The following is a 24,204-nucleotide window of genomic DNA, read 5'->3' as shown; positions in this document are numbered from 1 at the left end:
AAATGGCCCGTCACTACCAATTGTTAGGGTTAATCGTTGGTGTTCTTGCCCTGACCGCGGTTCCCGCCGGGGCGCAGGCCATCAATATCGACCTTGGCGGCAATGGCTCTTTGACCAATTCCTCGGTGCTGCTGATCGCCGGGATCACGCTTTTGAGCCTCGCGCCCGGCATTGCGATCATGGTGACGTGCTTTCCGTTCATCGTCACCGTGCTCTCGATTTTGCGTCAGGCGATGGGCTTGCAGCAATCGCCGCCGAACATGCTGATCGTCTCGCTCGCGCTCTTCCTCACATGGTTCATCATGGAGCCGACCTTCATGGCGAGCTATCAGGCCGGGATCGAGCCGCTGGTGGCGGGCTCGATCGATATCATGACGGCATTTGAGCGTGGCGTGGAGCCGTTTCGCATTTTCATGGCGGGGCGCACCGATCCCGAGACCTTCAGCCAGCTTTCCGCTCTGCGAGACGGCACTGCCTTCGCGGGCGAGCTGCGCACCGCGCCGCTTTCAATGCTGGTGCCCTCCTTCATGCTGTCGGAGATTACCCGCGCCTTCGAGATCGGCTTTCTCGTCTTCCTGCCCTTCCTGATCATCGACCTCGTGGTCTCGGCGATCCTGATGTCGATGGGCATGATGATGGTGCCGCCCGCGGTGGTGGCGTTGCCCTTCAAGCTCGCCTTCTTCGTGGTGGCGAATGGTTGGGTGCTGCTTTCGGGCGCGCTGGTGCGGTCCTATTCCTGACGCTTCGGCAAAACCCAGTCGGGGCGAATGCGGTGGCAGGTGTAGCCGTTCGGAATGCGCTCCAGATAATCCTGATGCTCCGGCTCGGCCTCCCAGAATGGCCCGGCCGGGGCCACCTCCGTCACCACCTTGCCCGGCCAGAGGCCCGAGGCATCGACATCGGCAATCGTCTCTTGGGCGCAGTGGCGCTGGGCCTCGTCGAGATAAAAGATTGCTGAGCGGTAAGACGGGCCGCGGTCATTGCCCTGCCGGTTTGGCGTGGTCGGGTCATGGATCTGGAAGAAGAATTCCAGAAGCCGCCGGTAGCTGATCCGCTCCGGGTCGAACAGGATCTCGATCGCCTCGGCGTGATTGCCGTGGTTGCGATAGGTGGCGTTTTCCACCTCGCCCCCGGTATAGCCCACACGCGTTGCCGCAACGCCCGGCAGCTTGCGGATCAGATCCTGCATGCCCCAGAAGCAGCCGCCTGCAAGAATTGCTTTTTCCATTCAGTCCTCCAGCATCGCCAGATAATCGCCGTAGCCCTCTTCCGCCATCCGCTCCTTGGGGATGAAGCGCAGGCTCGCGGAATTGATGCAGTAACGCAGGCCGCCGCGCTCGCGCGGGCCATCGGGGAAAACATGGCCCAGATGGCTGTCGCCATGGGCGGAGCGCACCTCGACCCGGCGCATGCCATGCGAAAGATCATGATGCTCGGTCACATGCGCAGGCTCAACGGGATGGGTGAACGAGGGCCAGCCGCACCCCGCATCGAACTTGTCGCGCGAGGAAAAGAGCGGCTCGCCCGAAACCACATCGACATAAAGCCCGGGCGCCGTCGTCTCCCAATAGGCGCCGGTAAAGGGGCGTTCGGTGCCGCTTTGCTGCGTCACGCGGAATTCTTCCGGGCTGAGGCGCGCAAGGGCCTCCTCGGTCTTTTGATAGCGGGTCATCATCGGGCCTCCCAGTGTGAGACCCTTGAAATGGGGTGGGCGGGCAAAAAGTCCAGCCCGCCCCGGTGGCGTTCAGAGGGCCGCCACCGCCGCAAGGATCGCATCGGTGATGCGCTGCCGCTCCGCGCGGATCGCCCCGGTGTTGCCACAGAGCATCTTGAGCCGCCGCGCAGTATCGAGCCATGCCTCGGCGGTCACAAGATCGGGCTCAAAATCGCGCACCCGCGCGGCCGCCGCAGTGGCCGTCAGCCCGAAGGTGTTGATCATGCTGGCTTCCGGCACAAGCTGATGAATCGCGTGATGAGGGTTTGCATAATAGGTCGGCATCCCCCCGACCACGAACGCATCGAAGATCTTTTCGGAGATGTAGTGCCTTTGATGCGTGTTCTCGTAGCTCGACATCACGCGCACCCGCGCATCCAGCTTGGCGAGCTTGTCGAGATGCCAGTCCGGCAGATCTTGCCGCCGCGCTTCGTTGAACCAGCCCTTGCCCTCGATATGAACGCCGGGATGCTTTGCCAGATGCGCCGCCACTTCGGAGCGGTAGGTGCTCAGCCCCCAGACCTCCTGATCGGGGAAGGCGAGCGCGTATTTCTCGCCCTCGCGCTTCTCGGCCACGAACGCGGCAGGCACCGGGGCCTTGCGCCAGCGGCTGAGCAGATCTTGCGGCGTCAGCGTCAGGTTTCGGGCAATCAGCGTGGTGAAGCGCGTCAGCAGATCGTCCGAGGTCAGCAGAAAATAGGGGATCTGCGCAAAGGCGAAGATCGTCGAATTGGTGTGGTTGAGGAACGTGTAGGGAACTTCGGTCGCGCCGCAGACGGCCTTGCGCGCGGTCTCGGTGAAGCCGTCAGACCAGGTCGAATCCCACAACGGCTCTTCCGAGATCACCATGATCTTCGCGCCCGGATTTGCCTTGGTGATCGCTTCGAACCGCGCGGCATCGTTGCGCAGATCGAGATTGAAGCCGGTCATCACCACATCGGCCTGTGCCGGCTCCTCGACCACGGTGATGCGCTCGCGCGCCGTGGCGCGGAATGCCGGATAGCTCAGCGGCGTGCGGTGAGAATGCTGCCCGACAAAACAAATCCTCAGAGCCGAGGCCGGGCGGGCCGCGGGCGCAACGGCAGGGCTGGCAAGCGCGGGCAGGGCTGGCCGCGCAGGCGCGCAGGGCGCCAGCTCCAGATGCGCGAGCACCTGCTCGAAATGCGTCCGCGCCGCATCGGCAGGCGGCAGAGCGTCTTGGGCCCGTTGCACGGTCTGGCCGAGCGGGGTGCTTGCCGCGTTGAAAAGCGGCATCAGCGCGTTGCCCGCAACGAGCAATGCGCTTGCCGCGGCGCGCAGCAGGCTTCTTGCCTCGTCTGGATCGAGCGTTTTCTTGTGGTGCAAACGCGCGGCCAACAATTCGCAAAGCGCAGCCGGCCCCTGCGGCTCCGATGCCGTGGTGGAGTGCCCCGCCGGGTGCGGCGTGAGCGCGGGGGCCCCGGCCTGACCACCCTGACCAAGCTCCAGCATCAACTTTTGCACATCATAAACGAAGCTCTGCGGACCGTAGAGCAGCCAAAGCTGCGCCCCCGCGCGCTGCATGGCGCGCAACCGCTCTGGGTCTGCCGCGATCTCTTCAAGCCGTGCGGGCAGTGCGGCGATTGCCTCGCGGGTCTCCTCGCAAAACACGGCCGCCGCCTGCCAGAGCGCGGGGTCTCCGGGCGGGGCATAGGTCTCGGCGAGGATCACCGGGATCGACCCGGCCCCAAGGCTTTCCCACAGCCGGATCGAGTTCGGCCCCGAGCCGGAGGGGCAGAGCGAGAACACGCTTTGCGCCAGCGAGAGGCGGAACTGTTCGGAATGTGATTTGTTCACCAGATCTTCGACCGCGGCGGATTTCGCGCCGGGGCGGATCTGCAGCTCGTACACCACCTTGTTATAGTGCCAGTCGTCGCGCCCGATGATCAGCCCGCGCGGATGATCCTGGAGCAGTTCGAGAATATGCGTGCGCGACTCGGTCAGGTAATACTGGTTCGCCCGCGCCCCGATGAACGAAAACAGGAACGGCCGCGCGGCGATTTCGATGCATTCCGAGGGATCGGGGATCTGCACCGGAAACAGCGGGAAAGGGTGGATCGACAGCGCGTCGCGATCCGCAAGCGCGGCGTTGTTTGCAAGATCTTCTTGCGTGGCATGGCTCCAGAACACATGCGAGATCCCGGCGGTTTCGAACAGATCCAGAAACTCCTTCATCTTGATCTGCTGGCACACGGTCACGAGTGTGGTGTTCTGGGGAAGCTGTTCGCAAAATTCAAAAAACTGCGAAAGATGAATATGGGCATCAGAAGATTTGGTCTGAAGCTTGTCGATCAGGTTCGCCCAAGGATAGGCGACATAGGTCACGCCCTCGGGCACGCAGCCGCAATCGCGCAGCCGATGGAACGCCTGCTTTTCGGTGATGGCGGGAAATTGCCAGTCGCGATCATGGGCGAGAATGTTGTTCTGAAAAGAGATATGGTGTCCAGGCGCGGCTTCCGGGGCGGGGGCCGTGCCTTCGTAAACCACCTTGACCTGCCCACCGTTGGAGGGGATCGCGGCGCTTCTCTCGGCGCCGAAGGTCTTTTCAACATTCACCCGCAGCGTGCCGTTGCAGCCTTCGTCGAGAACCGTGAGCGCCGCATCGGCATAATGCACCTTGAGGCTGCGGCGGGAGATATCAGCCTGCTGCGCCAAGGTTTCGAGGGCGGCGCGGCGCTCGGCGGCAGGGATGATCGCCTCGATCTCGGCCATGTATTTCTCGCGCTGGCGCGCGGAGAGCTGATCATCCGTGATGCGGAAGGTTGCCAGCGCGACCTTGGTTTGCGCGAGCGATGCTTTCCCGGAGAACAGCCGCCACAGGTTCCAGTCGCCCGCAAGGCGCATCGGCGCAATCGTTTCCTCGGGAGAAACGGCACTCCAGAGCCATTTGCGGAAATAAGTGCCTTCCTGTTGCAAAAAGTTCCAGTGCTGCCCCTCGCACAGGCCCAGTTGCAGGGCTGCCCGCGGGATCGGATTGTCGAAATGGAGCATGGGCCGGTTGCCCCGAAACACCGAAGTGGCCCCGCCCACCCAGGAGACCTGCTCCTTGGTGAATTGCGCGGCCACATTCTCGATGAACGCGCAAGACCCCTGCGTGAGAATGTCGTCGCCGTTGATCCATGTCATGAAGGCATCGGGCGGGATCTGCATCTGGGCAAAGCCCTTGCAGAGCGCGTCATACATGCCGGTATCGGGTTCCGAACTATAAGAGAAATCGACCCCGAGGCAGTTTTTGACAAAGGCCTTGCTGCGCATGTGATCTTGCCACCAGTCGAGCCGCGCAAGCGTGCCATCCTCCGAGCCGCCGTCCTGAATGTGGTAGCGCAGGAAGAAATCGCCGGCCTGGTTAAGAACGCTCTGGATCGTGCGGTCGATGGTTCTTGCCATATTGAGGCAAGGGGTCGTGATGAAAATCGTTTTCGACATCGTTCGATCCTGAAAATCAGTTGTGACGGGCATCTTTCGAGGGGCTGTTTGGGCAAGACCCTAGACAGAGGACCGCCAAACAACAACCGCCCTGCGCCGTCTTCTTGCCAATTAGCCGCTGCGGTCTGCGGCGGACGGATGGGGGGCCGGGCCGGCACAGCTCACAAAACGCCGGTCGGATCGCGCAAGACAGGGCCTTCTCGCAGCAGCCGCTGATGCAGGAGGGCATCCTCATGGGCGCGCTCGCCCAGAAGGGCGCGGGCCGTCTCCAGCAACCGGGCATCGCGCGGCGGACCGGCAAAGATATGGGGCAACACGGCATCCGGCGCGACCAGATCCCAGCGCCGCAACGCCTCGAAACCTTCTGCAAGCTGTTCCATGGTAGAGACAAAGCGAAAGCGCCGGTCGATCACGCGCAGGGCGCCCTCGGCGGTTGGCGGTTCCTCGCCCCAGACGATGCCGCGGCATTGGCTCGATTGCGCATAGCTTGAGCTTTCCGCGATCAGGAGCGCGAGCCCCTCCTCCAGACCCAGCGGTTTGAGCCGGTCATGCACGCCCCCGAGTGCAGGCACCGCGCGGGCATAATGCAGGAAGGAGACGAGCCGCTCGGCCGGGTCGCGCACCACCGTCATCCAGCACGGCAATTGCAGCAAAGGCGCGGCAAGGGTGCCATGCAAGGCCTGAAAATTGCCCGTGAACACGGCCCAGTCGTCGCGCTCCAGCATGTCGCGCACGCTTTGCGGCGCTTGGGGCTGATAGATTTCGAGCCGGCCCGGCGCGAGATGCGCGGCCATTGCCTGCCGCAGAGAGCGCCCGGCGGTGCGCGGCTGGTGCAGATGGATCAGCCGCGCCGCGCGTGCCCGCCTGCTCAGGGCGGGGAGCGGGGGCGTCGGGGCGCCGGGCGGCGTCTGGGCAGGGGCGCGCTGCGGTGCCATCTGGAGCCCTTCGCCATCGGGGGCGAGGGTCAGGATCGCGCCAATATGCCCGACACGCGGGCCGAGATCCTTTTCGCCCTTGAACAGCGCGATCTCGGGGATTTCGGGCTCCTGCCGGATCGTGATTTCCGAGACCGTCTGCGGCTCAAACTGGGTCACGGCCAGACGTTCATAATAGCACCGGTTGTCATAGCCGTCGTTGCGGTCGGTGAAGGTGCCTGCGGTGAGTGTGAGCGCCCCCGTGGTTGGCCCGCGCAGCATCGAATAGCCCACCACCTGCATCGGCCTTGGAAACACGAAGCGTTGCTCCGTGCCGCCCGGAATGCTCACCAGCGTCTGACGAAACCCGCCGCGGCCATAGGCTTTCGTTTCTGGCGCGCCGCTTGCGCAGGCGGCGGCGGACATGCTCCCCCAAGGCGCAGGATAGCTCCGCAGCGTTTCGCGCGCTAAGGCCGGGATCTCGGGCGTCTCAAGCAGCGTCATGAAGGCGTCAGTATAGATCTGCTTGCCCGCCTCGGTCGGGTGAACGTCGTCGGTGAGCATGTCCTTTGCGAGCGAGACCGAGGCATAGCCAAGCCCGTGGTCGGCGGCGAAGCTGCGGTGCATTTGCCAAAGCCAGTCTCGGGCCTCGACCACGTCGATCCGCGGCAGATCCAGGAACGAGATCCGCGTCGCCCCATGCGCCACCGCCGCGGCACAAAGGGCGCGGAGCGTGGCCAGATGATCTTCTCGCGGGCGGTTCATGCCGCGCAACTGGGAGGTGGCGATCTCGAAAACGAGATGGTTGGCCCCTTTGTGCAGGGCGAGGATCTGCCCCATCACATGGCGCAGTTGGAACGGGGTCCAGGCGCCGATGCCAACCTTGTCGAAGCGGATCTTGTCGCGCCCGGCACGGGCACAGCGGTGCCGGGCAAATTCGACAAAGGAATTTTGATCGGTGACGCTGAAGCCCACGGTCAGCACATGCTGCCGATCGGCCGGCACCGGGGCAGGCGCGAGAGCCGCGACGGGCTGTGCGGGGGCGGGCGCGGCGCGTGTCGGGGCGGGCACCGTGTCTCCCGCGATGAAGATGCTGCACAGATGGCCCATCCGGGGGCCGGTGTCGGGCGTGCCCTTGAGCAGCTCGACGCGCGGCAGTGCCGGATCCTGGCGGATATCCAGCCCGCGGCAGGATTGCTCCAGAAAGAACGTCGCGCCGATCCGCTCGTAATAGCAAAACGGGTCATAGCCGCCTGCGCGATGCGAAAAATCGCCGGTGCTCAGGTCGAGCGCACCGCTCCGCGGCCCCATGATCATGGAATAGCCAAGCACCCGCACCGGCGCCGGGCCAAAGTCGAAATGCACGGTCTCCCCGGCGGGAATGCACACGGCGGTCACATCATATCCGCCGCGGGCATACTCACGCAGCCCCGCGCTGCCGCAGCCGTAACGGTGGGCCGGGATGCTGCGGAAGGGGTTGCGCAAAACGCTGAGCCGCGCGCGCGCCTCGGCGGAGAGCTCTGGCGTGGTTTCGATCAGCGCCCTCAACGCATCTGCAAATGTCGCCACGCCCTTTGCGGTGGGGTGCACGACATCGCGCAGCACCCCCTCGGCAAGCGGCACGGCGCGATAGCCAAGCGCATAGTCTTCGCAAAAGGCGCGATGCATGGCCCATTGCCAATCCGTCGCCTCGTCCACATCGCTGCGGGGCAGGTCGAGAAACGAGATCCGGCCAACGCCGTGCTTGACCGCCGAGGCCACGAGGCACCGCAAGCTTTCAAGATGATCTTCGTGGCTGCGGCTCTGGCTGCGCAGGCTCGGCGTGGCGATCTCGAACACCACATGGTCCGGGCGGTAACGGGCGAGGATCTCGTCGATCACATGCCGCAGCAGGAAGGGGAACCAGCCACCGATCCCGGCCTTGGAGAGCCGGATTCCGGTTTGCCCGGCCAATTGTTCCTGACACCGCTCAACAAAGGATTTTTCCGCGGTAACGCTGAATCCAACGACTAAAACGTGCATAGTGGTTCCCCCGGTGCGACCCGTGGCCCTGACGGCCCGTTGCCGATGCTGCCTGTGGGCCCCGGCCCCGCAGGTCAGGGTTTGATCAACTGGAAACTGCTGATGTATTGACCGTGCACGAGCTTTTCGGGCTCCGGCCCGAGGTGGTGCACCATCTTGCAGTGAATGATGTGGATGTCATCCCAGCGGCCCTGTTTGTGCAGTTCGAACAGGATCTTGCACTGCGCATTCCAGATCGTGTTGGAAAGCACCTTGCGGGGAATATCCGTCAGCCGGTTCATCGTCTTGTTCAGCGCGGTCTGATCGCACAGGCGCGCCCAGTTGCTGGTCGCCGGGGCCTGCGACTGGGCCAGAAACTGCTCGACCCAGCCGGTGCCCGCACCATAATCACGGATCGTGTCGCGGAAGGCGAAGACGCCAGAGTTGAAATACTTCGGGTTTGAAAGCGCCATCAGGCCTTGCGCATTCGGGCGGTCGCCATCGGCGATGCCCTTCTCGTATTGCTCCTTCGGGTAATAGGCGATCGGCTCATTGGTGAGCACGATCTGCGTATCGCCCTCGCGCAGCGCGTCAAACATCGGCACGAGGGTCTTGCGCACATAGGTGTCCGTGTCGAGAAACAGCGTGAAGCGATAGGGCGAGACATTGATCGTGTTGATCTTGACGCCGCGGCTGCGCTCCATGCCGTCATTCATCTTCAGCCCGGAGGCCCGCACCGTTTCCGTGAGATCGAGAAACTCGATATGCGGAATCCCGGCCAGAAGCTCGCGTGCAAGCGCCCCTTCCCAGGAATAGGCGACGGTGATCGGCAACTCCGGGTGCACCGCACGGATCGACCGGATCGAGGTCCGCATCTCCTTGAAATAGGGCTCCCCCGTCACGGCATAGATCACGCCACAGTCCTGAAGCGTTCCCAACGTGCTGTTGGCCATCTTTACGGTCTCTTTCTTTCAACAACGGACGATCTATCCTATCGTTATCCGCTGGCAGAGAAAAGTTCGCCCGATCTCAGACGGTCAGGCGCAAAAGGATCAGGCGCGGATCTGCGCGGTTTCGCAAAACCAGCGGTAGGTTTCCGCGACGCCGTCCTCCAGCCCGATCCGCGCGGTCCAGCCCATCTGCGTCAGGCGGCTGACATCCATCAGCTTCTTCATCGTGCCATCGGGCTTCGTGGGGTCGTTCGTGATCCGGCCCTGATAGCCTGTCACGCGGGCCACGAGCCTGGCCAGATCCATGATCGAGATATCGGTGCCGCTGCCCACGTTGATATGGCTGAGCATGGGCTGGGTATTGGCCTCATAGGTGGCCTTGTCGAGGTCGAGCACGAACAGCGAGGCCTCTGCCATGTCATCGACATGCAGGAATTCGCGCATCGGCGTGCCGGACCCCCAGATCACCACCTCCTCGGTGCCCGCCTGAGCCGCCTCGTGAAAGCGCCGGATCAGGGCTGGCAGCACATGCGAGTTCTCGGGGTGGAAATTGTCGCCCGGGCCATAGAGGTTGGTGGGCATCACCGAGCGGTAATCGACACCATATTGCCGGTTGTAGCTCTCACAAAGCTTGATCCCGGCGATCTTGGCGACGGCATAGGGCTCGTTCGTGGGTTCAAGCGTGCCGGTGAGCAGCGCATTCTCCGCCATCGGCTGCGGCACGGCTTTCGGGTAGATGCAGGACGAGCCAAGCTGGAGCAGCCGTTGCACCCCGGCGGCAAAGGCCTGATGGATCACGTTGCATTCGATCATCAGGTTTTCGTAGATGAACTCAGCCGGATAGGTGTTGTTGGCATGGATGCCGCCCACCTTCGCCGCGGCGAGGATCACCACATCGGGCTTTTCGGTCTGCATGAAATCACGCACCGCCTGCTGGCTCGTCAAATCGAGCTCGGCATGGGTGCGCGTGATGAGTTCGAGCGCGGCACCGGCACTCTTGCGCGCCTGGAGCTTGCGCAGGATAGCGCCTCCGACCATGCCGCGATGGCCTGCGATGTAGATCTTCATGATAGTCTCTCTATTATCGATCCGTTGCATGTGCGAGAGGGTGCCGAACAGGAAGCCAAGAAGCAATCTTTCGCTGAATTTTCAGGTCACACGATAGCACATGTCGATCTACATTGCTCAACGCAGAATTGCTGAATTATAGCTTTGTTCGTCTGATGTTTTCAATGTCGGCGCGCCTCGTGCCAGCCTCAGGGCGCAAGCAAAAATGCATGCGCCATATTTATTTTCATGATGCCTCGACCGCAAGCTGGGCGCGGATGGGTCAGAATTTATAACCCATCGCCTCGCTTTCTGCGCCGCGGTATTTCACGAAGAGATCAATCTGTTCCTGCGACAGGTAATTCAGATAATTTTTTTCCTGCTGTTTCCAGAAAAACTTTCCATCCGGCTTGGTTACGGCCGCTGCCTCTTCGACAGCAGATGCAATAAGCGCGTCGTCGATCCCCAGAAGCTGTTTGACAGGCTCAAGCGTTGCAATAGGATCGCTCACGAGATCTTCATATTTCAGCAAGATCGCAGGAACTTCAGTCTGGTTCATCCAGAACGTGTTGTTCTGAAAATAACTGCCCGTCACATCCGCAAATCCGGCAGACACATGGCCTGTCGTAATGAATGTGCTGAAGTACAAATCAAAAAGATCCGTTCCGCGAATGTCATCGACGGAACTGAACTTGATTGGGGCTTTTCCGGTCACATTGTCAGAGAGAAAATTCAGATAGGATACAAATACATCCAGCGGGTTTCTTCGAATATGGATCACATTGGTGGTATCGAGCTTCTGCCCATTCCAGGATTTGTAGTTCCTGCCGCCGTGATGCTTGAAAAACCTCAATCCGTTGAATTCTTGGGCGTTAGACAAAGGAGAAATATGAAGGTCAGGAACCTGTTCGAAATCCTGGTTCATGATCCGGCCAATAATCACGCGAATCCAGGTATTCCCAGACTTTGGAAAGGAATAAATTCCGACTAGTCCCATATCTTTTCCTCATCTGACGCCTGCGATTATTCTCTTCGCAGCATCTGTTGGCCCGCCTTCAATATCTTCTGAAAGCCATCCCGCAGCACGTCGAACACCATCGGTGTCATGCGTCGGTCGTGCAGGCGCGGCCTTAATCCGAGCTCTTGTTTCGCGAAGCCGAGCCAGCAGAAGGCATACTTCGCCCGACTCCGGCAAATTAGACCAAGCTGATTCGGTGAGCAAGCGCGAAGGCTAGGTTCTCAAGGCGCAATCCCCGCGAGATCTTTAAGTCACCCGGTCACTGCGTGCGCTCAGGAAAGGCGCCCCTGAAAAATCGGATGGATGCGCGCCGCGCCCACTTTTTCGGCACTGGTCGCGGTGTCAGGCGGGGCGCGCGCGGCGCAGCGTGGCAGGCCTGCCTGAGCCGGGCGAAGCGCGTGCCCGCGCGCGCGACAAAGCCCCCCGTTTTCCCTCGTCTTCAAACGTCGCGCGCAACCAATCTGTGCGCTGCGATCTTGCCCGGGCCGGGGGCAACACGGCGCTCAACCGCCTCGGATGCGGGGGCGCGTTGGCCAAATGCGAAAGGCCCGACTGGCGGGCCTTTCGCAATTCTGTTGGCAGGTGGATCAGATCGCGCGGTCTGCGCCGGTGGGATCAATCACCCGGCTTGGCAGGCCCATCTCTCCCAGAAGCTCAAGGAAGGGCCGCGGCGGAAGCTCTTCCACGTTCACCATCGTGCCCACATCCCACACGCCTTTGGCGATCAGGAGTGCGGCGGCAACCGGCGGCACGCCCGCGGTGTAGGAAATGCCCTGGCTTCCTACTTCCTCATAAGCTTCCTTGTGATCGGCGACGTTGTAGATGAAAACTTCGGCCGGTTTGCCGTTCTTCGTGCCCTTGATCACATCGCCGATGCAGGTCTTGCCCTCGTAATCCGGCGCGAGGCTTGCCGGGTCGGGCAGCACTGCCTTCACCACCTTGAGCGGGATCACCTCCTGCCCTTCGGCGGTTTTCACCGGCTGTTCCGAGAGCAGGCCGAGGTTTTTCAGCACCGTGAAAACGTTGATGTAATGATCGCCAAAGCCCATCCAGAACCGCACATCGGCCTGGCTGTAGCGCGCCGAGAGCGAATGCACCTCGTCATGCCCGGTCATATAGGCCTTTTGCTTGCCCACAACCGGCAGATCCCATTCCTTGCCCACCTCGAACATTGTGTTCGATTGCCAGGCGCCCTGTTGCCACGAATAGACCGTGCCGGTGAATTCGCGGAAGTTGATCTCCGGGTCGAAGTTGGTGGCAAACCAGCGCCCGTGGGAGCCGGCATTGATGTCGACGATGTCGATGCTTTCGATCGTGTCGAGGAACTCGTCCTCGGCGAGCCGCGCATAGGCATTGACCACACCCGGATCAAAGCCGACGCCAAGAATCGCGGTGACCCCCGCCGCCTTGCAGGCCGCGCGCCGTTTCCACTCATAATTGCCATACCACGGCGGCGCTTCGCAGATCTTTTCCGGGTCTTCGTGGATCGCCGTGTCCATATAGGCCGCGCCGGTCTCGATGCAGGCGGCCAGCACCGTCATGTTGACGAAGGACGAGCCGACGTTGATGACGATCTGCGCGCCGGTCTTGCGGATCAGATCCGCCACCGCCGCCGTATCCATCGCATCCACCGCATGCGCCTCGAACGTGCCTTGCACCTTCATCGCGCCTTTCTCATGGACCGAGGCGATGATGGCGTCGCATTTCGCGCGTGTGCGCGATGCGATGTGCAGGTCACCCAGAATGTCGTTGTGTTGCGCGCATTTGTGGGCAACCACCTGCGCGACGCCACCGGCACCGATGATAAGCACGTTCTTCTTCACTTCTTCTGGCTCCTTTCATGAGGCAGGGAAGGGGGGCGATCAGCCCCTCAGGACAGGGATGAGAGGTAATCCTCGTAGGTAAAGTCTCGGATCCGCTCGACAGTGCCATCCTCGCGGCGAATGGCGATCGACGGCATGTTGACGCCGTTGAACCAGTTTTTCTTCACCATCGTGTAGCCCGCCGCATCGGCCACCGAGATCCGGTCGCCCACCTTCAGGGGCGCGGGGAAGCGGGCCTCGCCAAAGATATCCCCCGCAAGGCAGGATTTGCCGCAGATCTGATAGGCGTGATCGCCCTGTTGCGGCAGCTTCGCGCTTTCGCGGTAGATCAGCAGATCAAGCATATGGGCCTCGATCGAGCTGTCGACGATGGCGAGGGTCTTGCCGTTTTCGAGCAGGTCGAGCACGCTCACCTCAAGCGAGGTCGATTGCGTGATCGAGGCCTCGCCGGGCTCAAGATAGACCTGCACCCCGAAGCGCTCGGAAAAGGCCTTGAGCCGCGCGGCAAGCGCGTCGAGCGGGTAGCCCTCGCCGGTGAAATGGATGCCGCCCCCCAGGCTCACCCAGTCGAGCTTTTCCAGCAGCGGCGCGAAGTCGCGCTCGATCCGGCCAAGCTGGTCGTCAAACAGCGCGAAATCGCGGTTCTCGCAATTGTAGTGGATCATCACGCCCGAAATCAGCTCGGCCACGCCAAGCAGTTTCGCCAGATCCCATTCGCCCAGCCGCGAGAACGGGCGCGCCGGGTCCGCAAGGTCGAAGCCGGAGGTGGAGAACCGGGGATTGAGCCGCAGCCCGCGCTTGATCCCGGCCGATTGCGCCTCAAACCGGGTGAGCTGGCCCACCGAGTTGAAAATGATCTTGTCGGCATAGCTGCAGGCTTCGTCGATCTCCCGGTCTGACCAGGCAACGGAATAGGCATGCGTTTCCTTGCCGAACTTCTCGTGCCCCAGCCGCAGCTCATAAAGCGAGCTGGAGGTGGTGCCATCCATGTAAGGGCGCATGATGTCGAAGGCGGACCATGTGGCGAAGCATTTGAGCGCCAGAAGCGCCTTTGCCCCGGAGGCCGCGCGCAAAGCGTCGATCTTGCGCATGTTGACCAGAAGCCGGGCTTCGTCGATCAGGTAGAAGGGTGTCGGGATCATGGGCGCCCCCCCGCGAAAAAGTGAAGCCGCGATATAGGACCCCCGCCCCCCATAAGCAACAGGAATCGGGGTCAGTCGACGCGCAGACGCTCCCTTGCTACGGCGAGCGTGTAACCCTTGCGTGAAATGTTGCGCACCAAAAGCTCGCTGACGAGAGCATTGCCCAGTGCATCACGCAGCCGCTTGATGCGGGTGGCGCCCGCGGCCTCGTCGCAATCTGCCTCGGGTTTGCCCGAGATCATCGCCTCGATCTGCGCGCCGGTGACGAAATCATCGTCCATCCGCGCCTCGGCCAGCACCGCGAGGGTTTCGATGGCGGCGGGGGTGAGGGTGAAGGCCATGTCGTTCAGCATCACCGCGTTTTCTGCCCGCAGGATGCGCAGGCTCTGCACCTCGATGCCAGAGCGCTGAATCGCGCTCATGCGCCGGTTCAGCCCGATGATGGTGAGCAAGAGCCCGAGCGCCGCCACCATCAGCACCGCGGCGAAAACGAGCAGGATGAAGATGATCAGGCGATAGGAGGAAAGCACCTCGGCAAAAGAGGTGCCCGATTGCGCCAGAACCTCAAGCAGCCGCAATTGCGTCGGGTTGGTGAGGGCATCGTTTTGCACGAAGATCTGCTCGACCCGCGCATTGAAGGCATTGGCATCGGGAAGCGAGAGGAACAGGAGCGCCGCCGCTGCCCCGAGCGCAACGGCGATGGCAATGACGCCCCAAAGCACCGCGCGCGAGCCCGCCTTCAGCCCCTCAGTAACGGAGGAAATAGGCACCGGCACTGGCCTTCTTGGCTTGGAGCCCCTCGGGCCCGAAAACGGAAACGATATTGAGCAGGGTCCAGCCCCCGGCCGCAAGCCGGGGCGCGAGGGCCGCGGATGCCGCCCCCTTGGAGCAGGCGCCGTCCGGCACCTGCGCCACGCCGTAATGGAGGCGCAGAGGATTGTCCTGCTTGGCCTTGTAATCGGCATAGCAGTCGGCCTGCGCGGGCGCGGCCAGAGCGAGCAAGATCAGGGCAAAGAGCGCATGTTTCATCATGTGCCAAGGCTGCGCCGCCGGGCCGCGTTATGCAATAGCCAAAGGGGTTTGGCGGGCATGCTATCGGATAACAGGGGGCTGATATTGCCTGTCCGGGGCGCTTGGCCCGAGGCTCATCGCATCGAAACCGCGGCACTGCCGCATCCGACAGGAGACCTGCCATGATCCGCTTTTTCTCGCCCCGCCTGACCGCCGCCGTCACCGCTCTGGCGATCGGCCTGACCTCCGTCACCGCCACCCCCGCCGCCGCGATGAGCGAGAAAGACCGCAATGCGCTGGCACTGCTCATCGGCATCGGCGCGATTGCCGCGCTGGTTGATCAAAATGACAAGCCGCGCGCCGCTCCGCACCGGGCCCCGCCGCCCCCGGCCTGGGGCTATTATGATCGCGGCCGCGATCATGGGCGTGATCATGGCCGTGATCATGGCTGGGACAGTCGGCGTGATGATCACCGCCGTGCCGATGCCTGCGTGATCCGCATTGAGCGCGACCGCCATGGCCGCCGCATCGAGGTGCAATCGCCCGGTTGCCGTGACACCGGGCGGCGCGACTGGAGCCACCGCCGCTGACGGCACCGGGAAGGCGCGAGGGGGGCTCTCCCTCGCGCCTTTTTCGTTGCGCCTGCGCGCCGGGCGCGTCATGCGAGGGCATGGCTCAAAAACCCGATTATTCCTTTGAAGACCTTGCCCGCGCGCGCGGGCTTTTGCGCGTGGCCGGGGTGGACGAAGTGGGCCGCGGCCCGCTGTGCGGCCCGGTCACGGCCGCCGCTGTGGTGCTCGACCCCGCGCATATCCCCGCCGGGCTCGATGATTCGAAAAAGCTCTCGGCGAAGCGCCGCGCCGCGCTTGTGGCCGAAATCACCGCCCATGCGGAATGGTGCGTGGCCCATGCGAGCGTTGAAGAGATCGACGCGCTCAATATCTTGCAGGCGAGCCACCTTGCGATGATGCGCGCACTGGCCGGGCTTTGCCGGCCGCCCGATCATGTGCTTGTCGATGGCAACCGGCTCCCGAAGGCGCTCACCCTCTCTGCCGAGGCCGTGGTGAAGGGCGATGCGCGGTCTGTTTCCATCGCCGCCGCCTCGATCCTCGCCAAAGAGGCACGTGACGCGCTGATGGTGGATTTGGCGCAACAATACCCCGGCTATGGTTGGGAGAGGAACGCAGGCTACCCGACAAAGGACCACGTGCAGGCGCTCCTAGATCTGGGGGTTACGCCCGTTCATAGGCGTTCGTTCAAGCCTGTGCACAATATCTTGTGCCAAGCGAAAACAGTAAGTACCTGATTCAAAAAAGAATTTGACGGCGAATCAGCTTTGACTCATCTTTAGGCCCATAGACCGGCACAAGCTGGCGACCCCTGGGCAAGACCCGCACGGGCACAATGAGGCAGAGATGACCAAGACCGATCCGCGGAAGGCGCCACTCGCGCTTCCGCTCAACCAGATCATTGCAGGCGACTGCATCGAAGAGATGAACCGCCTTCCCGAGGCGAGCATCGACCTGATTTTTGCGGACCCCCCCTACAACCTGCAGCTGCGCGGCGAACTGCACCGGCCGGACAATTCGCGCGTTGATGCGGTGGATGATGCCTGGGACCAGTTTGGCTCCTTTGGCCATTATGACAGCTTCACCCACGACTGGCTGGCGGCGGCGCGCCGCATCCTCAAGCCCAATGGCGCGATCTGGGTGATCGGCTCCTACCACAATGTGTTCCGTCTTGGCGCCGAGCTGCAAAATCAGGGCTATTGGATCCTCAACGATGTGGTTTGGCGCAAATCGAACCCGATGCCGAACTTCCGCGGCAAGCGGCTCACCAATGCACATGAAACGCTGATCTGGGCCTCGAAATCCGAAGGTGCGAAATACACCTTCAACTATGAGGCGCTGAAAGCGCTCAACGAAGGCGTGCAGATGCGCTCGGACTGGGTGCTGCCGATCTGCACCGGCGGCGAGCGGCTGAAGGACGAGGCGGGCGACAAGGCGCACCCGACGCAAAAGCCCGAGGCGCTGCTGCACCGCATCATCCTTGGCACCACCAATCCCGGCGATGTCGTGCTCGATCCGTTCTTCGGCACCGGCACGACCGGCGCCGTCGCCAAGATGCTCGGGCGCGACTACATCGGCATCGAGCGCGAGGAAGCCTATCGCGAGGCCGCCAGCAAGCGGCTTGAGAAGGTGCGCAAATTTGACCGCGAGGCGCTCGAGATCACGGGCTCGAAACGCGCCGAACCGCGCGTTCCCTTTGGCCAGCTTGTCGAGCGCGGCATGCTGCGTCCGGGCGAAGAGCTCTATTCGGTCGGCAACCGCTTCAAGGCCAAGGTGCGCGCCGATGGCACGCTTGTGGGCAATGATGTGAAGGGCTCGATCCATCAGGTCGGCGCCCATCTCGAAGGCGCGCCAAGCTGCAACGGCTGGACCTACTGGCACTTCAAGCGCGACGGCAAAATGGTGCCGATCGACCTCTTGCGCCAGCAGATCCGCGCCGAGATGCACTGACTTTACAGATCAAAAAGTTACCGCCAGTGCTCCGGCATGCCCGGGCACGACCTTACCCCGCCGTTCGCTCGGCGGGGTCTTTTCGCTTTCAGGGCAGCCCAAGGGGGGGGCCGCGCTTCGCCCCGGTCAGCTGTCTTCAAGCTGGGCGCGCAACTCGCGCAACACCGGCAGCGCGGCGCGCACTTTTTCCGGCCCGATCGCCCGCACGACCTCGGTGATGCGCGGCATCAAGGCGGCGAGGGCGGCATCGCGCGCCTGCCGCCCCGCGGGGGAGATCGCCACGAATTTGCGCCGCGCATCGTCCCAGTCCGGGCGGATGTGGACATGCCCCGCCCAAGCGAGCTTGGAGAGCGTGTTTGTCATCGCGCCGCGGGTGACGTGAAAGCTTGCGGCAAGCTGCGCGGGGGTGCGCTCCTCGCCGATATGCGCAAGGTGGTTGAGCACGGAAAAATGCGAGATCTCCATGCCCTTCGGCAGCGCCCGGCTGACCACGTTGCGCGCCAGCTGATCGGCCATGAAGACCTCGGAAAAGAGCGCGGCGGCCAGCGGGTCAGACATGTCAGGGCCCCTCGAAAGCGCGGTCATGGCGGATCGAGGGCACGCGACCGCGCGCCGCACTCACCCGGGTGAGGTCCAGATCCACAAGCGTCACGCCGGGCAAGGTGCCGCCATCGGCCAGAACCTCTCCCCAAGGGGCGACGGCAAGGCTGTGGCCATAGGTGCGCCGCGGCGTGTCGCCATGCGCGGCATGGGCGCCGCATTGCGCGGGCGCGAGCACGAAACAGCCGGTTTCGATCGCACGGGCGCGAATCAGGGTTTCCCAATGCGCGGCGCCGGTGGTGTCGTTGAAGGCGGCGGGCAGTGTCAGGATCTCGGCGCCCGCTTGCGCGAGGCGGCGGAACAGATGCGCAAAGCGCAGGTCATAACAGATCGCCATGCCGATCTTCGCAAAGGCCGCCTCGGCCAGCACCGCGCGGGTGCCGGGCCGGTAGCCCTCCGATTCGCGGTAGCGCTCCGTTGCGCTCACATCGACGTCGAACATATGGATCTTGTCGTAACGCGCCACGATCTGCCCCTCGGGACCGATCAGAAAAGAGCGGTTGGCAAAGCGGCCATCGGCATCGTGGGTTTTTACCCCGAGCGAGCCGATCAGCAGCCAGATGCCCAGCCGCGCCGCCTCGGCACGCAGGCTTTCCAGCGTGCCATCCTCTTCCTCGTGGCGCAGCACCGCTTGTTGATGGGCGCGGTCGGAGGAGAGCATGTTCGTGCATTCGGGTGTGAGCACAAAGCCCGCCCCGGCTGCCGCGGCCTCCCGGATGAAATCGCGTGTCACCGGCAGGTTTGCTGCCGGATCGTCGCCCACCGAAAGCTGGATCAACCCCGCGCGCATCAGTTGGCCAAAAGCGCGTCGAGCCGGCCCGCCGCCTCAAGCGCATGCAGGTCGTCACAGCCGCCGACATGCGTGCCGCCGATAAAGATCTGCGGCACGGTGTAGCCGCCGTTCGCGCGCTCGGTCATTTTCTGGCGCAGCGCAGGATCGGCGCCCACGTCGGTCTCTTCATAAGCGACGCCCTTGGCGGTCAGCAGCTCCTTGGCGGCGATGCAATAGGGGCAGCTTCGGGTGGTGTAGATTTCAACGCGTTTCATGAGGGCTCCTTGTTGCCCTCAAACTAAGGTGTTCATCCGTCCTTCGCAACGCGGGCCAGCACGGCAACCGAAACCTGCGATGCGCCGGCAGCAAGCGCGGCCTCGGCACAGGCGGCAAGCGTCGCGCCGGAGGTCATCACATCATCAATGATGAGCAGCGGGCGCCCGCGGATCTTTGCGGCATATTTCGGCCGCAGCCGGATCGCACCGGCGAGGTTTGCCTCTCGCGCGGCGCGGCTGAGCCCCTCCTGGCTCAGTGTGGCGCGCTTGCGTTCGAACAGATCAGGCAGGCAGGGAAGCCGCAGCCGTCGCGCGGTGTTCTGTGCCAGAAGGGCGGATTGATTATACATCCGCTTGACGAGCCGGAGCCGGTGCAGCGGCACCGGCGCCACCACCATGCCGGGCGCAATCAACGGGGCGGCGGTGCGGGCGAGCATGTCGCCCAAAGGCTGCACGAGGTCGAGCCGATCCGCATATTTGAAGGCGAGCACGAGCTGGCGCCCGGTGCCGGCATATAAAAAGGCGGCGCGTCCGCGCACCCATGGCCGCGGCGCGGTCAGGCATTCGTCGCACAGCACCACTTCGCCGTCGGTGCCGGGCAGGGGCGCCCCGCAGGCATCGCAGGCGCAACCGGTGATGAAATGCGCCTCGCGCCAGCACGGGCCGCACAGGCCGAAATCTGAGCTGACGGCCTCGCCGCAACAGATACATCGGGGCGGAAAGACGGTGTGCAGCACCGCTTCGAGCGAGCGGCGCAAGCCGTCTGGCATCCGGGCGCGAAGCGCCTTATCGTCTGTCTCAACCATGAATACCTCGCACAAACTCACAGATCGCGACGCGCTCCTGCGCAACCGGGCCCGGGCCAGACGGCGCGAGCCGGCGCTGTTCCTCCATGAGGACGCCGCCGAAGAGCTTCATGAGAGGCTGAACGAGGTTAATAAAGCGTTTACGTCGCCCGCGCTTGTAACCGCTTTTCCCGAGCCTTGGGCCGCTGTTGTGCCCGGCGCGAAGGTTGTGGCCGATACCGAGGTGCTCGACCTCGCGCCCGGCGCGCATGATCTCGTCGTGCATGCGATGTGCCTGCATTGGGCCGAAGACCCGGTGGGCCAGATCGTGCAGGCGGCCCGCGCGCTGGCGCCCGATGGCCTGTTCATTGCGGTGCTGTTCGGTGGCCAGACGCTGTCGGAGCTGCGCGCGGCCCTCGCCGAGGCCGAGGTGGCCGTGACCGGCGGGCTCTCGCCGCGGGTGCTGCCGATGGGCGAGATCCGCGATCTGGGCGGGCTTCTGAGCCGTGCAGGGCTCGCGCTGCCCGTGGCTGACAGCGTGTTGCGCAAGGTCACCTATGCCGATCCGCTGCGGCTTCTGGCCGATTTGCGCGCGATGGGAGAGGCGAATGCGCTCTCCGACCGGCTGCGCCATTTCACCCGCCGCAGCGTGATGGCCGAGGCGCTCAGCCATTACATTGCGCATTTCTCCGAGCCCGATGGTCGGGTGCGGGCAAGCTTCGACATGGTCTGGCTCACCGGCTGGAAGCCGCATGAAAGCCAGCAAAAACCGCTGCGCCCCGGCTCCGCACAGGCGCGGCTGGCCGAGGCGCTGGGCAGTTGCGAGATCCCGGCCGGCGAGAAGCCGTAACTAGCCGAGTTCGCGCAGGAAATTCTCCGACCACCAACGCACGTCTTGCGTCAGCAACACCTCGATCAGGGCTTGATACCGCTCCCGCCGCTCGGATTGAGACATCGCGAGCGCGGTCAGGATCGCCGTGGCCATCTGTTCGGTGTCATGCGGATTGACGATCAGCGCCTGCCCCATCTGCTCTGCCGCGCCCGCAAATTGTGACAGCACCAGAACGCCCGGGTCTTCGGGGTTTTGCGCGGCGATGAACTCTTTCGCCACGAGGTTCATCCCGTCCATGAGCGGCGTCACCAGCCCGACATGGGCGGCACGGTAAAGCCCCGCCAGCACCTCGCGCGGGATCGCGCGGTTGATGAACCGGATTGGCGCCCATTGAATGTCGGCAAAGGTGCCGTTGATCTGGCCCGAAAGGTGCTCCGTCTCCTCGCGGATCTGGTCATAGGCCTGCACCCCCTCGCGGGTGGGCGGGGAGATCTGCAACAGCGAAACATGCCGGTGCCATTCCTCGTGGCGCGAGAGAAACTCGCCAAAGGCGCGGAAGCGCTGCGGCACGCCCTTGGAATAATCGAGCCGGTCGACGCCGATCATCAGGCGTCGCCGCGTCTTGACGATGCCTTCGGGGAGTTTCTGGAACTGCTCCTCGGCAAGGTCCATGAATTCGCGCGCATTGATCGCGATCGGGAAGGCGGCGACCCGGCTTTGCCGTTGCCCGAGGTGCAGATAGCCCGAGCCAAGGTCGATCGCCTCGCCGATCTCGACCATCGAGGCGAGGCAGGCGCGCACATCGCGCTCGGCCTGAAGGCCGATCAGGTCGAATCCGGCGAGCCACTGGCAAATTTCGCGGCCATTGGGCAGGGCCTGCATTGCGAGCGGCCCCGGAAAGGGCGTGTGCAGGAAAAAGCCGATCCGGTTCGTGACACCCATCACGCGCAGTTCATAGGCCAGCGCGAGCAGGTGGAAGTCATGCACCCAGATCCGGTCTTCTGGCTCAAGCATCGGCACCAGCATCCGCGCCAACCGCCGGTTCACCCGCTTGTAGGCGGCAAGATATTCCTGATGGATGTCCATCAGATCGGTGCGGCCATGAAACAGCGGCCAAAGCACCGAATTGGCATAGCCCGCGTAATAGTTTTGCTGCTCTTCCTCGGTCAGATCGAAGCAGAGCCGCCGAAATGGGCCGCCCTCGATCTCGCGCAGCGCATCGGAGGGCGCGTCGCAAAGCTCCCCCGAGGTGCCGATCCAGATGCCGCCGGCCTGCTCCAGCGCATCGCCAAGCGCCACGACCAGCCCGCCCGAAGGGCTCGCCCCGGTCGGGATCCGGTTTGAAAGACAGATCAAACGTCCCATGCATCCTCCCCGAGCGGGCGCGCAAGCCAGGCGCGCACCTGATCTGGTGCGCCAAGGCGGTAGCTGGCGGCGGTGTCGCCCGGGCCCACCTTCACGCCGTAGCCCCCATGCGCCTCGGCCCAGGCGAGGGCGGGCTCGTCGGTCACATCGTCGCCCGCATAAACCGGGCGGCGCCCGGCAAACGGGGCGCGGCGGGTGAGCCGGGCCAGCGCGCCATCCTTGGAGGCGCCGCGCGGGCGCAGCTCTACCGCCATCTTGGCAAGCTGCACCTCAAACCCCGGAAAGCGCAGCGCCGCGCGTGCCGCAAAAGCCTCGGTTTCCGCCTGAAGCTCGGGCCGGGCGCGGAAGTGCAGCCCCGCCCCAAGAGATTTGGGCTCATAAAGCAGCCCCTTTTGTGCGGCAAATTCCGCAAGCTCGGCTTGCAGCGCCAACAGGCCCTCGGGGCGCAGCGGGGCCTCTCCAAGCCCGCGCGATTCGGCGCCATGGCTGCCCACCATCGGCCCGTCGAACCCGGCGAGATAATGTTCAAGCTCGCGCAGGGACCGGCCCGAAACGATTGCCAGCGCGCCATCGAGCCTTGCGGCCAGAGCGGCCAGCCCCAGGCCAAGCCGGTCGGGAACGCAGATCGCATCCGGTCGGGGCGCGATCTCGACCAGACAGCCGTCAAAATCCAGAAACAGCGCATCTTGCGCAGTATCGAGGGCGGGCGGAGCTTCCGTAGCTCCGAACGGGTCTCTCATCGGCATGCTCCGAGCTTAGGCGAGGCGCGACACATTTGAAAGGCGGCATTGACCTGAGCCATAAACCCATTAAGTCCGGGTCTGGTTTCATCGGAGTGACGACAGGAAGTGAGATGACAGAAGAGCGGCCCGCGCGCCTTGCCCATGCTCCCGCCGATCACCCCGCGGTGCCCGCGGCGCGGATCGGCGTGCTGTTTGCCAACCTCGGCACCCCCGACGCGACCGATTACTGGTCGATGCGGCGGTATCTGAACGAATTCCTCTCGGATGCGCGGGTGATCGACATTCCGCAATGGAAGTGGCAGCCGCTGCTGCAACTGATCATCCTGTCAAAGCGCCCCTTCACCTCGGGCGAGAATTACCGCACGATCTGGAACGAGGAGCTTGACGAGAGCCCCTTGATGACGATCACCCGCCAGCAGGTGACAAAGCTGCGCGCCGCGGTGGATCAACGCTATGGCGCGGGCAACGTGATCGTTGATTTTTGCATGCGCTACGGCAACCCCTCGACCCATGATGTCGTCAACGAGATGGTGGCGCAGGGGTGTGAGCGAATCTTGTTCTTCCCGCTCTATCCGCAATATGCGGGCGCCACCTCGGCCACGGCGAATGACCAGTTCTTCCGTGCGCTGATGAGCCTCAAACGCCAGCCTGCCGCGCGCACCGCCCCCGAATATTTCGCCAAACCCTCTTATATTGATGCTTTGGCGCAATCGGTGGAGCGGGTCTATGCCACGCTCGAGACACGCCCCGATGTGCTTGTCGCCTCCTATCACGGCATGCCGAGCCGCTACCATCGCGAGGGCGACCCCTACCATTGCCAGTGCCAGAAAACCTCGCGGCTTTTGCGTGAGCGGCTGGGCTGGGACAAGGATGCGATCGACACCACCTTCCAGTCGGTGTTCGGGCGTGAGGAATGGTTGCGGCCCTACACGGTCGAGCATGTGGTGAAGCTGGCCGAGGCTGGCAAAAAGAACATCGCCGTCATTTCTCCCGCCTTCTCGGCGGATTGCATCGAGACGCTCGAAGAGATCAACGGCGAGATCCGCGAGGCGTTTGAACATGCGGGGGGCGAGCATTTCACCTATGTGCCCTGCCTCAACGATGACGACGCCCATATCACCGCGCTGATGGAAGTGGTGGCAGAAAACCTCTGCGGCTGGATCTGCTGACACCGGCCCTCCTCTCCGGTCGCGGCTTTGGCGCTTGCTTAATCGCCCCCCTCGGCTAGGCTTCCGCCACGGAAAGCGGC

At 63.4% G+C, this 24,204-nt stretch carries 23 protein-coding genes; 6 read left to right on the top strand and 17 right to left on the bottom strand.

Annotation, left to right across the window (positions count from 1 at the left end; all coding sequences use genetic code 11):
• Window positions 1-2 precede the first annotated feature (2 nt).
• Entirely contained in the window at window positions 3-740 is a 738-nt protein-coding gene (fliP, locus tag ACFSM0_RS02460; RefSeq protein ID WP_377386640.1) for a flagellar type III secretion system pore protein FliP, read from the top strand.
• Here the strand turns inward: fliP and msrA are convergent.
• The 11 genes from msrA to ACFSM0_RS02405 form a co-directional block, all read right to left on the bottom strand.
• Window positions 731-1,228: a peptide-methionine (S)-S-oxide reductase MsrA gene (gene msrA / locus ACFSM0_RS02455; RefSeq protein ID WP_377386638.1), complete on the bottom strand. Its 498-nt coding sequence runs from the start codon at window positions 1,226-1,228 to the stop codon at window positions 731-733. The genes fliP and msrA overlap by 10 nt on opposite strands.
• On the bottom strand, window positions 1,229-1,672 hold the full coding sequence (gene msrB / locus ACFSM0_RS02450) for a peptide-methionine (R)-S-oxide reductase MsrB (RefSeq protein ID WP_377386635.1): 444 nt from the start codon (window positions 1,670-1,672) through the stop codon (window positions 1,229-1,231). It abuts the gene before it with no gap.
• Window positions 1,673-1,744: 72 nt separating this feature from the next.
• Entirely contained in the window at window positions 1,745-5,158 is a 3,414-nt protein-coding gene (locus tag ACFSM0_RS02445; protein ID WP_377386632.1) for an exostosin domain-containing protein, read from the bottom strand.
• Window positions 5,159-5,319: 161 nt separating this feature from the next.
• The gene (locus ACFSM0_RS02440; protein ID WP_377386629.1) at window positions 5,320-8,094 is read right to left on the bottom strand and encodes a hypothetical protein; all 2,775 of its coding nucleotides are present in this window, start codon (window positions 8,092-8,094) and stop codon (window positions 5,320-5,322) included.
• A gap of 74 nt (window positions 8,095-8,168) precedes the next feature.
• Window positions 8,169-9,026, bottom strand: coding sequence for a hypothetical protein (locus tag ACFSM0_RS02435; protein WP_377386626.1), 858 nt, complete (start codon window positions 9,024-9,026; stop codon window positions 8,169-8,171).
• A gap of 99 nt (window positions 9,027-9,125) precedes the next feature.
• Complete coding sequence (gene fcl, locus ACFSM0_RS02430; protein WP_377386623.1) at window positions 9,126-10,091, bottom strand: GDP-L-fucose synthase; 966 nt, start codon at window positions 10,089-10,091, stop codon at window positions 9,126-9,128.
• A 262-nt stretch (window positions 10,092-10,353) separates the two neighbouring features.
• Window positions 10,354-11,067: a sulfotransferase domain-containing protein gene (locus ACFSM0_RS02425; RefSeq protein WP_377386621.1), complete on the bottom strand. Its 714-nt coding sequence runs from the start codon at window positions 11,065-11,067 to the stop codon at window positions 10,354-10,356.
• A 608-nt stretch (window positions 11,068-11,675) separates the two neighbouring features.
• A complete protein-coding gene (locus tag ACFSM0_RS02420; RefSeq protein ID WP_377386618.1) occupies window positions 11,676-12,911 on the bottom strand; it encodes a saccharopine dehydrogenase family protein in 1,236 nt (411 codons plus the stop codon).
• 47 nt (window positions 12,912-12,958) lie between these two features.
• Window positions 12,959-14,053, bottom strand: coding sequence for a carboxynorspermidine decarboxylase (locus tag ACFSM0_RS02415; protein ID WP_377386616.1), 1,095 nt, complete (start codon window positions 14,051-14,053; stop codon window positions 12,959-12,961).
• A 71-nt stretch (window positions 14,054-14,124) separates the two neighbouring features.
• On the bottom strand, window positions 14,125-14,829 hold the full coding sequence (locus ACFSM0_RS02410; RefSeq protein WP_377386613.1) for a winged helix-turn-helix domain-containing protein: 705 nt from the start codon (window positions 14,827-14,829) through the stop codon (window positions 14,125-14,127).
• On the bottom strand, window positions 14,801-15,085 hold the full coding sequence (locus ACFSM0_RS02405) for a hypothetical protein (protein WP_377386610.1): 285 nt from the start codon (window positions 15,083-15,085) through the stop codon (window positions 14,801-14,803). Before ACFSM0_RS02405 ends, ACFSM0_RS02410 begins: the two co-directional genes overlap by 29 nt.
• A 161-nt stretch (window positions 15,086-15,246) precedes the next feature.
• Between ACFSM0_RS02405 and ACFSM0_RS02400 the strand changes: the two genes are divergently transcribed.
• The 3 genes from ACFSM0_RS02400 to ACFSM0_RS02390 all read left to right on the top strand — a co-directional run bounded on the left by ACFSM0_RS02400 (window position 15,247) and on the right by ACFSM0_RS02390 (window position 17,583).
• Window positions 15,247-15,654, top strand: a complete 408-nt coding sequence (locus ACFSM0_RS02400; protein ID WP_377386607.1) for a hypothetical protein — start codon at window positions 15,247-15,249, stop codon at window positions 15,652-15,654.
• An 80-nt stretch (window positions 15,655-15,734) separates the two neighbouring features.
• Window positions 15,735-16,370, top strand: a complete 636-nt coding sequence (locus ACFSM0_RS02395) for a ribonuclease HII (protein WP_377386604.1) — start codon at window positions 15,735-15,737, stop codon at window positions 16,368-16,370.
• Window positions 16,371-16,479: 109 nt separating this feature from the next.
• On the top strand, window positions 16,480-17,583 hold the full coding sequence (locus tag ACFSM0_RS02390) for a site-specific DNA-methyltransferase (protein ID WP_377386601.1): 1,104 nt from the start codon (window positions 16,480-16,482) through the stop codon (window positions 17,581-17,583).
• A gap of 126 nt (window positions 17,584-17,709) precedes the next feature.
• Here ACFSM0_RS02390 and ACFSM0_RS02385 read toward each other — a convergent pair whose 3' ends face one another.
• Genes ACFSM0_RS02385 through ACFSM0_RS02370 form a run of 4 tightly spaced genes read right to left on the bottom strand, consistent with a single transcriptional unit; the run spans window position 17,710 to window position 20,036 of the window.
• The gene (locus ACFSM0_RS02385; RefSeq protein ID WP_377386599.1) at window positions 17,710-18,141 is read right to left on the bottom strand and encodes a MarR family winged helix-turn-helix transcriptional regulator; all 432 of its coding nucleotides are present in this window, start codon (window positions 18,139-18,141) and stop codon (window positions 17,710-17,712) included.
• Window position 18,142: 1 nt separating this feature from the next.
• Window positions 18,143-18,973, bottom strand: coding sequence for a carbon-nitrogen hydrolase family protein (locus tag ACFSM0_RS02380; protein ID WP_377386596.1), 831 nt, complete (start codon window positions 18,971-18,973; stop codon window positions 18,143-18,145).
• A complete protein-coding gene (grxC, locus tag ACFSM0_RS02375; protein ID WP_377386592.1) occupies window positions 18,973-19,230 on the bottom strand; it encodes a glutaredoxin 3 in 258 nt (85 codons plus the stop codon). The genes ACFSM0_RS02380 and grxC overlap by 1 nt, the downstream gene beginning before the upstream one ends.
• Before the next feature lie 32 nt (window positions 19,231-19,262).
• Window positions 19,263-20,036, bottom strand: a complete 774-nt coding sequence (locus tag ACFSM0_RS02370; protein WP_377386590.1) for a ComF family protein — start codon at window positions 20,034-20,036, stop codon at window positions 19,263-19,265.
• Between ACFSM0_RS02370 and ACFSM0_RS02365 the strand changes: the two genes are divergently transcribed.
• Window positions 20,035-20,865 carry a methyltransferase domain-containing protein gene (locus tag ACFSM0_RS02365; RefSeq protein WP_377386587.1) on the top strand — a complete coding sequence of 277 codons (831 nt, stop codon included), beginning with the start codon at window positions 20,035-20,037 and terminating at the stop codon, window positions 20,863-20,865. The genes ACFSM0_RS02370 and ACFSM0_RS02365 overlap by 2 nt on opposite strands.
• Here the strand turns inward: ACFSM0_RS02365 and ACFSM0_RS02360 are convergent, their stop codons facing one another.
• On the bottom strand, window positions 20,866-22,212 hold the full coding sequence (locus ACFSM0_RS02360) for an alpha,alpha-trehalose-phosphate synthase (UDP-forming) (RefSeq protein ID WP_377386585.1): 1,347 nt from the start codon (window positions 22,210-22,212) through the stop codon (window positions 20,866-20,868). It abuts the gene before it with no gap.
• Window positions 22,200-22,952, bottom strand: coding sequence for a trehalose-phosphatase (otsB, locus tag ACFSM0_RS02355; RefSeq protein ID WP_377386582.1), 753 nt, complete (start codon window positions 22,950-22,952; stop codon window positions 22,200-22,202). The genes ACFSM0_RS02360 and otsB overlap by 13 nt, the downstream gene beginning before the upstream one ends.
• Before the next feature lie 113 nt (window positions 22,953-23,065).
• Between otsB and hemH the strand changes: the two genes are divergently transcribed.
• Window positions 23,066-24,124 carry a ferrochelatase gene (gene hemH, locus ACFSM0_RS02350; protein ID WP_377386579.1) on the top strand — a complete coding sequence of 353 codons (1,059 nt, stop codon included), beginning with the start codon at window positions 23,066-23,068 and terminating at the stop codon, window positions 24,122-24,124.
• The last annotated feature ends 80 nt before the right edge of the window (window positions 24,125-24,204 follow it).

The organism is Rhodobacter lacus (assembly GCF_042683065.1).
Classification (GTDB): Bacteria; Pseudomonadota; Alphaproteobacteria; order Rhodobacterales; family Rhodobacteraceae; genus Rhodobacter; species Rhodobacter lacus.
Note: the sequence above shows the minus strand (reverse complement) of the source record. Positions and strands in the feature narration are given on the sequence as shown.

Excerpts from the sequence above, each read along its gene's own strand:
- ACFSM0_RS02385 (WP_377386599.1), bottom strand. The coding sequence starts at position 18,141 with ATGTCTGACCCGCTGGCCGCCGCGCTCTTTTCCGAGGTCTTCATGGCC.
- otsB (WP_377386582.1), bottom strand. The coding sequence starts at position 22,952 with ATGAGAGACCCGTTCGGAGCTACGGAAGCTCCGCCCGCCCTCGATACT.
- ACFSM0_RS02390 (WP_377386601.1), top strand. The coding sequence starts at position 16,480 with ATGACCAAGACCGATCCGCGGAAGGCGCCACTCGCGCTTCCGCTCAAC.
- ACFSM0_RS02415 (WP_377386616.1), bottom strand. The coding sequence starts at position 14,053 with ATGATCCCGACACCCTTCTACCTGATCGACGAAGCCCGGCTTCTGGTC.
- ACFSM0_RS02425 (WP_377386621.1), bottom strand. The coding sequence starts at position 11,067 with ATGGGACTAGTCGGAATTTATTCCTTTCCAAAGTCTGGGAATACCTGG.
- ACFSM0_RS02360 (WP_377386585.1), bottom strand. The coding sequence starts at position 22,212 with ATGGGACGTTTGATCTGTCTTTCAAACCGGATCCCGACCGGGGCGAGC.
- msrB (WP_377386635.1), bottom strand. The coding sequence starts at position 1,672 with ATGACCCGCTATCAAAAGACCGAGGAGGCCCTTGCGCGCCTCAGCCCG.
- fcl (WP_377386623.1), bottom strand. The coding sequence starts at position 10,091 with ATGAAGATCTACATCGCAGGCCATCGCGGCATGGTCGGAGGCGCTATC.
- fliP (WP_377386640.1), top strand. The coding sequence starts at position 3 with ATGGCCCGTCACTACCAATTGTTAGGGTTAATCGTTGGTGTTCTTGCC.
- ACFSM0_RS02400 (WP_377386607.1), top strand. The coding sequence starts at position 15,247 with ATGATCCGCTTTTTCTCGCCCCGCCTGACCGCCGCCGTCACCGCTCTG.
- ACFSM0_RS02445 (WP_377386632.1), bottom strand. The coding sequence starts at position 5,158 with ATGTCGAAAACGATTTTCATCACGACCCCTTGCCTCAATATGGCAAGA.
- ACFSM0_RS02380 (WP_377386596.1), bottom strand. The coding sequence starts at position 18,973 with ATGCGCGCGGGGTTGATCCAGCTTTCGGTGGGCGACGATCCGGCAGCA.
- grxC (WP_377386592.1), bottom strand. The coding sequence starts at position 19,230 with ATGAAACGCGTTGAAATCTACACCACCCGAAGCTGCCCCTATTGCATC.
- hemH (WP_377386579.1), top strand. The coding sequence starts at position 23,066 with ATGACAGAAGAGCGGCCCGCGCGCCTTGCCCATGCTCCCGCCGATCAC.
- ACFSM0_RS02440 (WP_377386629.1), bottom strand. The coding sequence starts at position 8,094 with ATGCACGTTTTAGTCGTTGGATTCAGCGTTACCGCGGAAAAATCCTTT.
- ACFSM0_RS02405 (WP_377386610.1), bottom strand. The coding sequence starts at position 15,085 with ATGATGAAACATGCGCTCTTTGCCCTGATCTTGCTCGCTCTGGCCGCG.
- ACFSM0_RS02395 (WP_377386604.1), top strand. The coding sequence starts at position 15,735 with ATGGCTCAAAAACCCGATTATTCCTTTGAAGACCTTGCCCGCGCGCGC.
- msrA (WP_377386638.1), bottom strand. The coding sequence starts at position 1,228 with ATGGAAAAAGCAATTCTTGCAGGCGGCTGCTTCTGGGGCATGCAGGAT.
- ACFSM0_RS02365 (WP_377386587.1), top strand. The coding sequence starts at position 20,035 with ATGAATACCTCGCACAAACTCACAGATCGCGACGCGCTCCTGCGCAAC.
- ACFSM0_RS02435 (WP_377386626.1), bottom strand. The coding sequence starts at position 9,026 with ATGGCCAACAGCACGTTGGGAACGCTTCAGGACTGTGGCGTGATCTAT.
- ACFSM0_RS02370 (WP_377386590.1), bottom strand. The coding sequence starts at position 20,036 with ATGGTTGAGACAGACGATAAGGCGCTTCGCGCCCGGATGCCAGACGGC.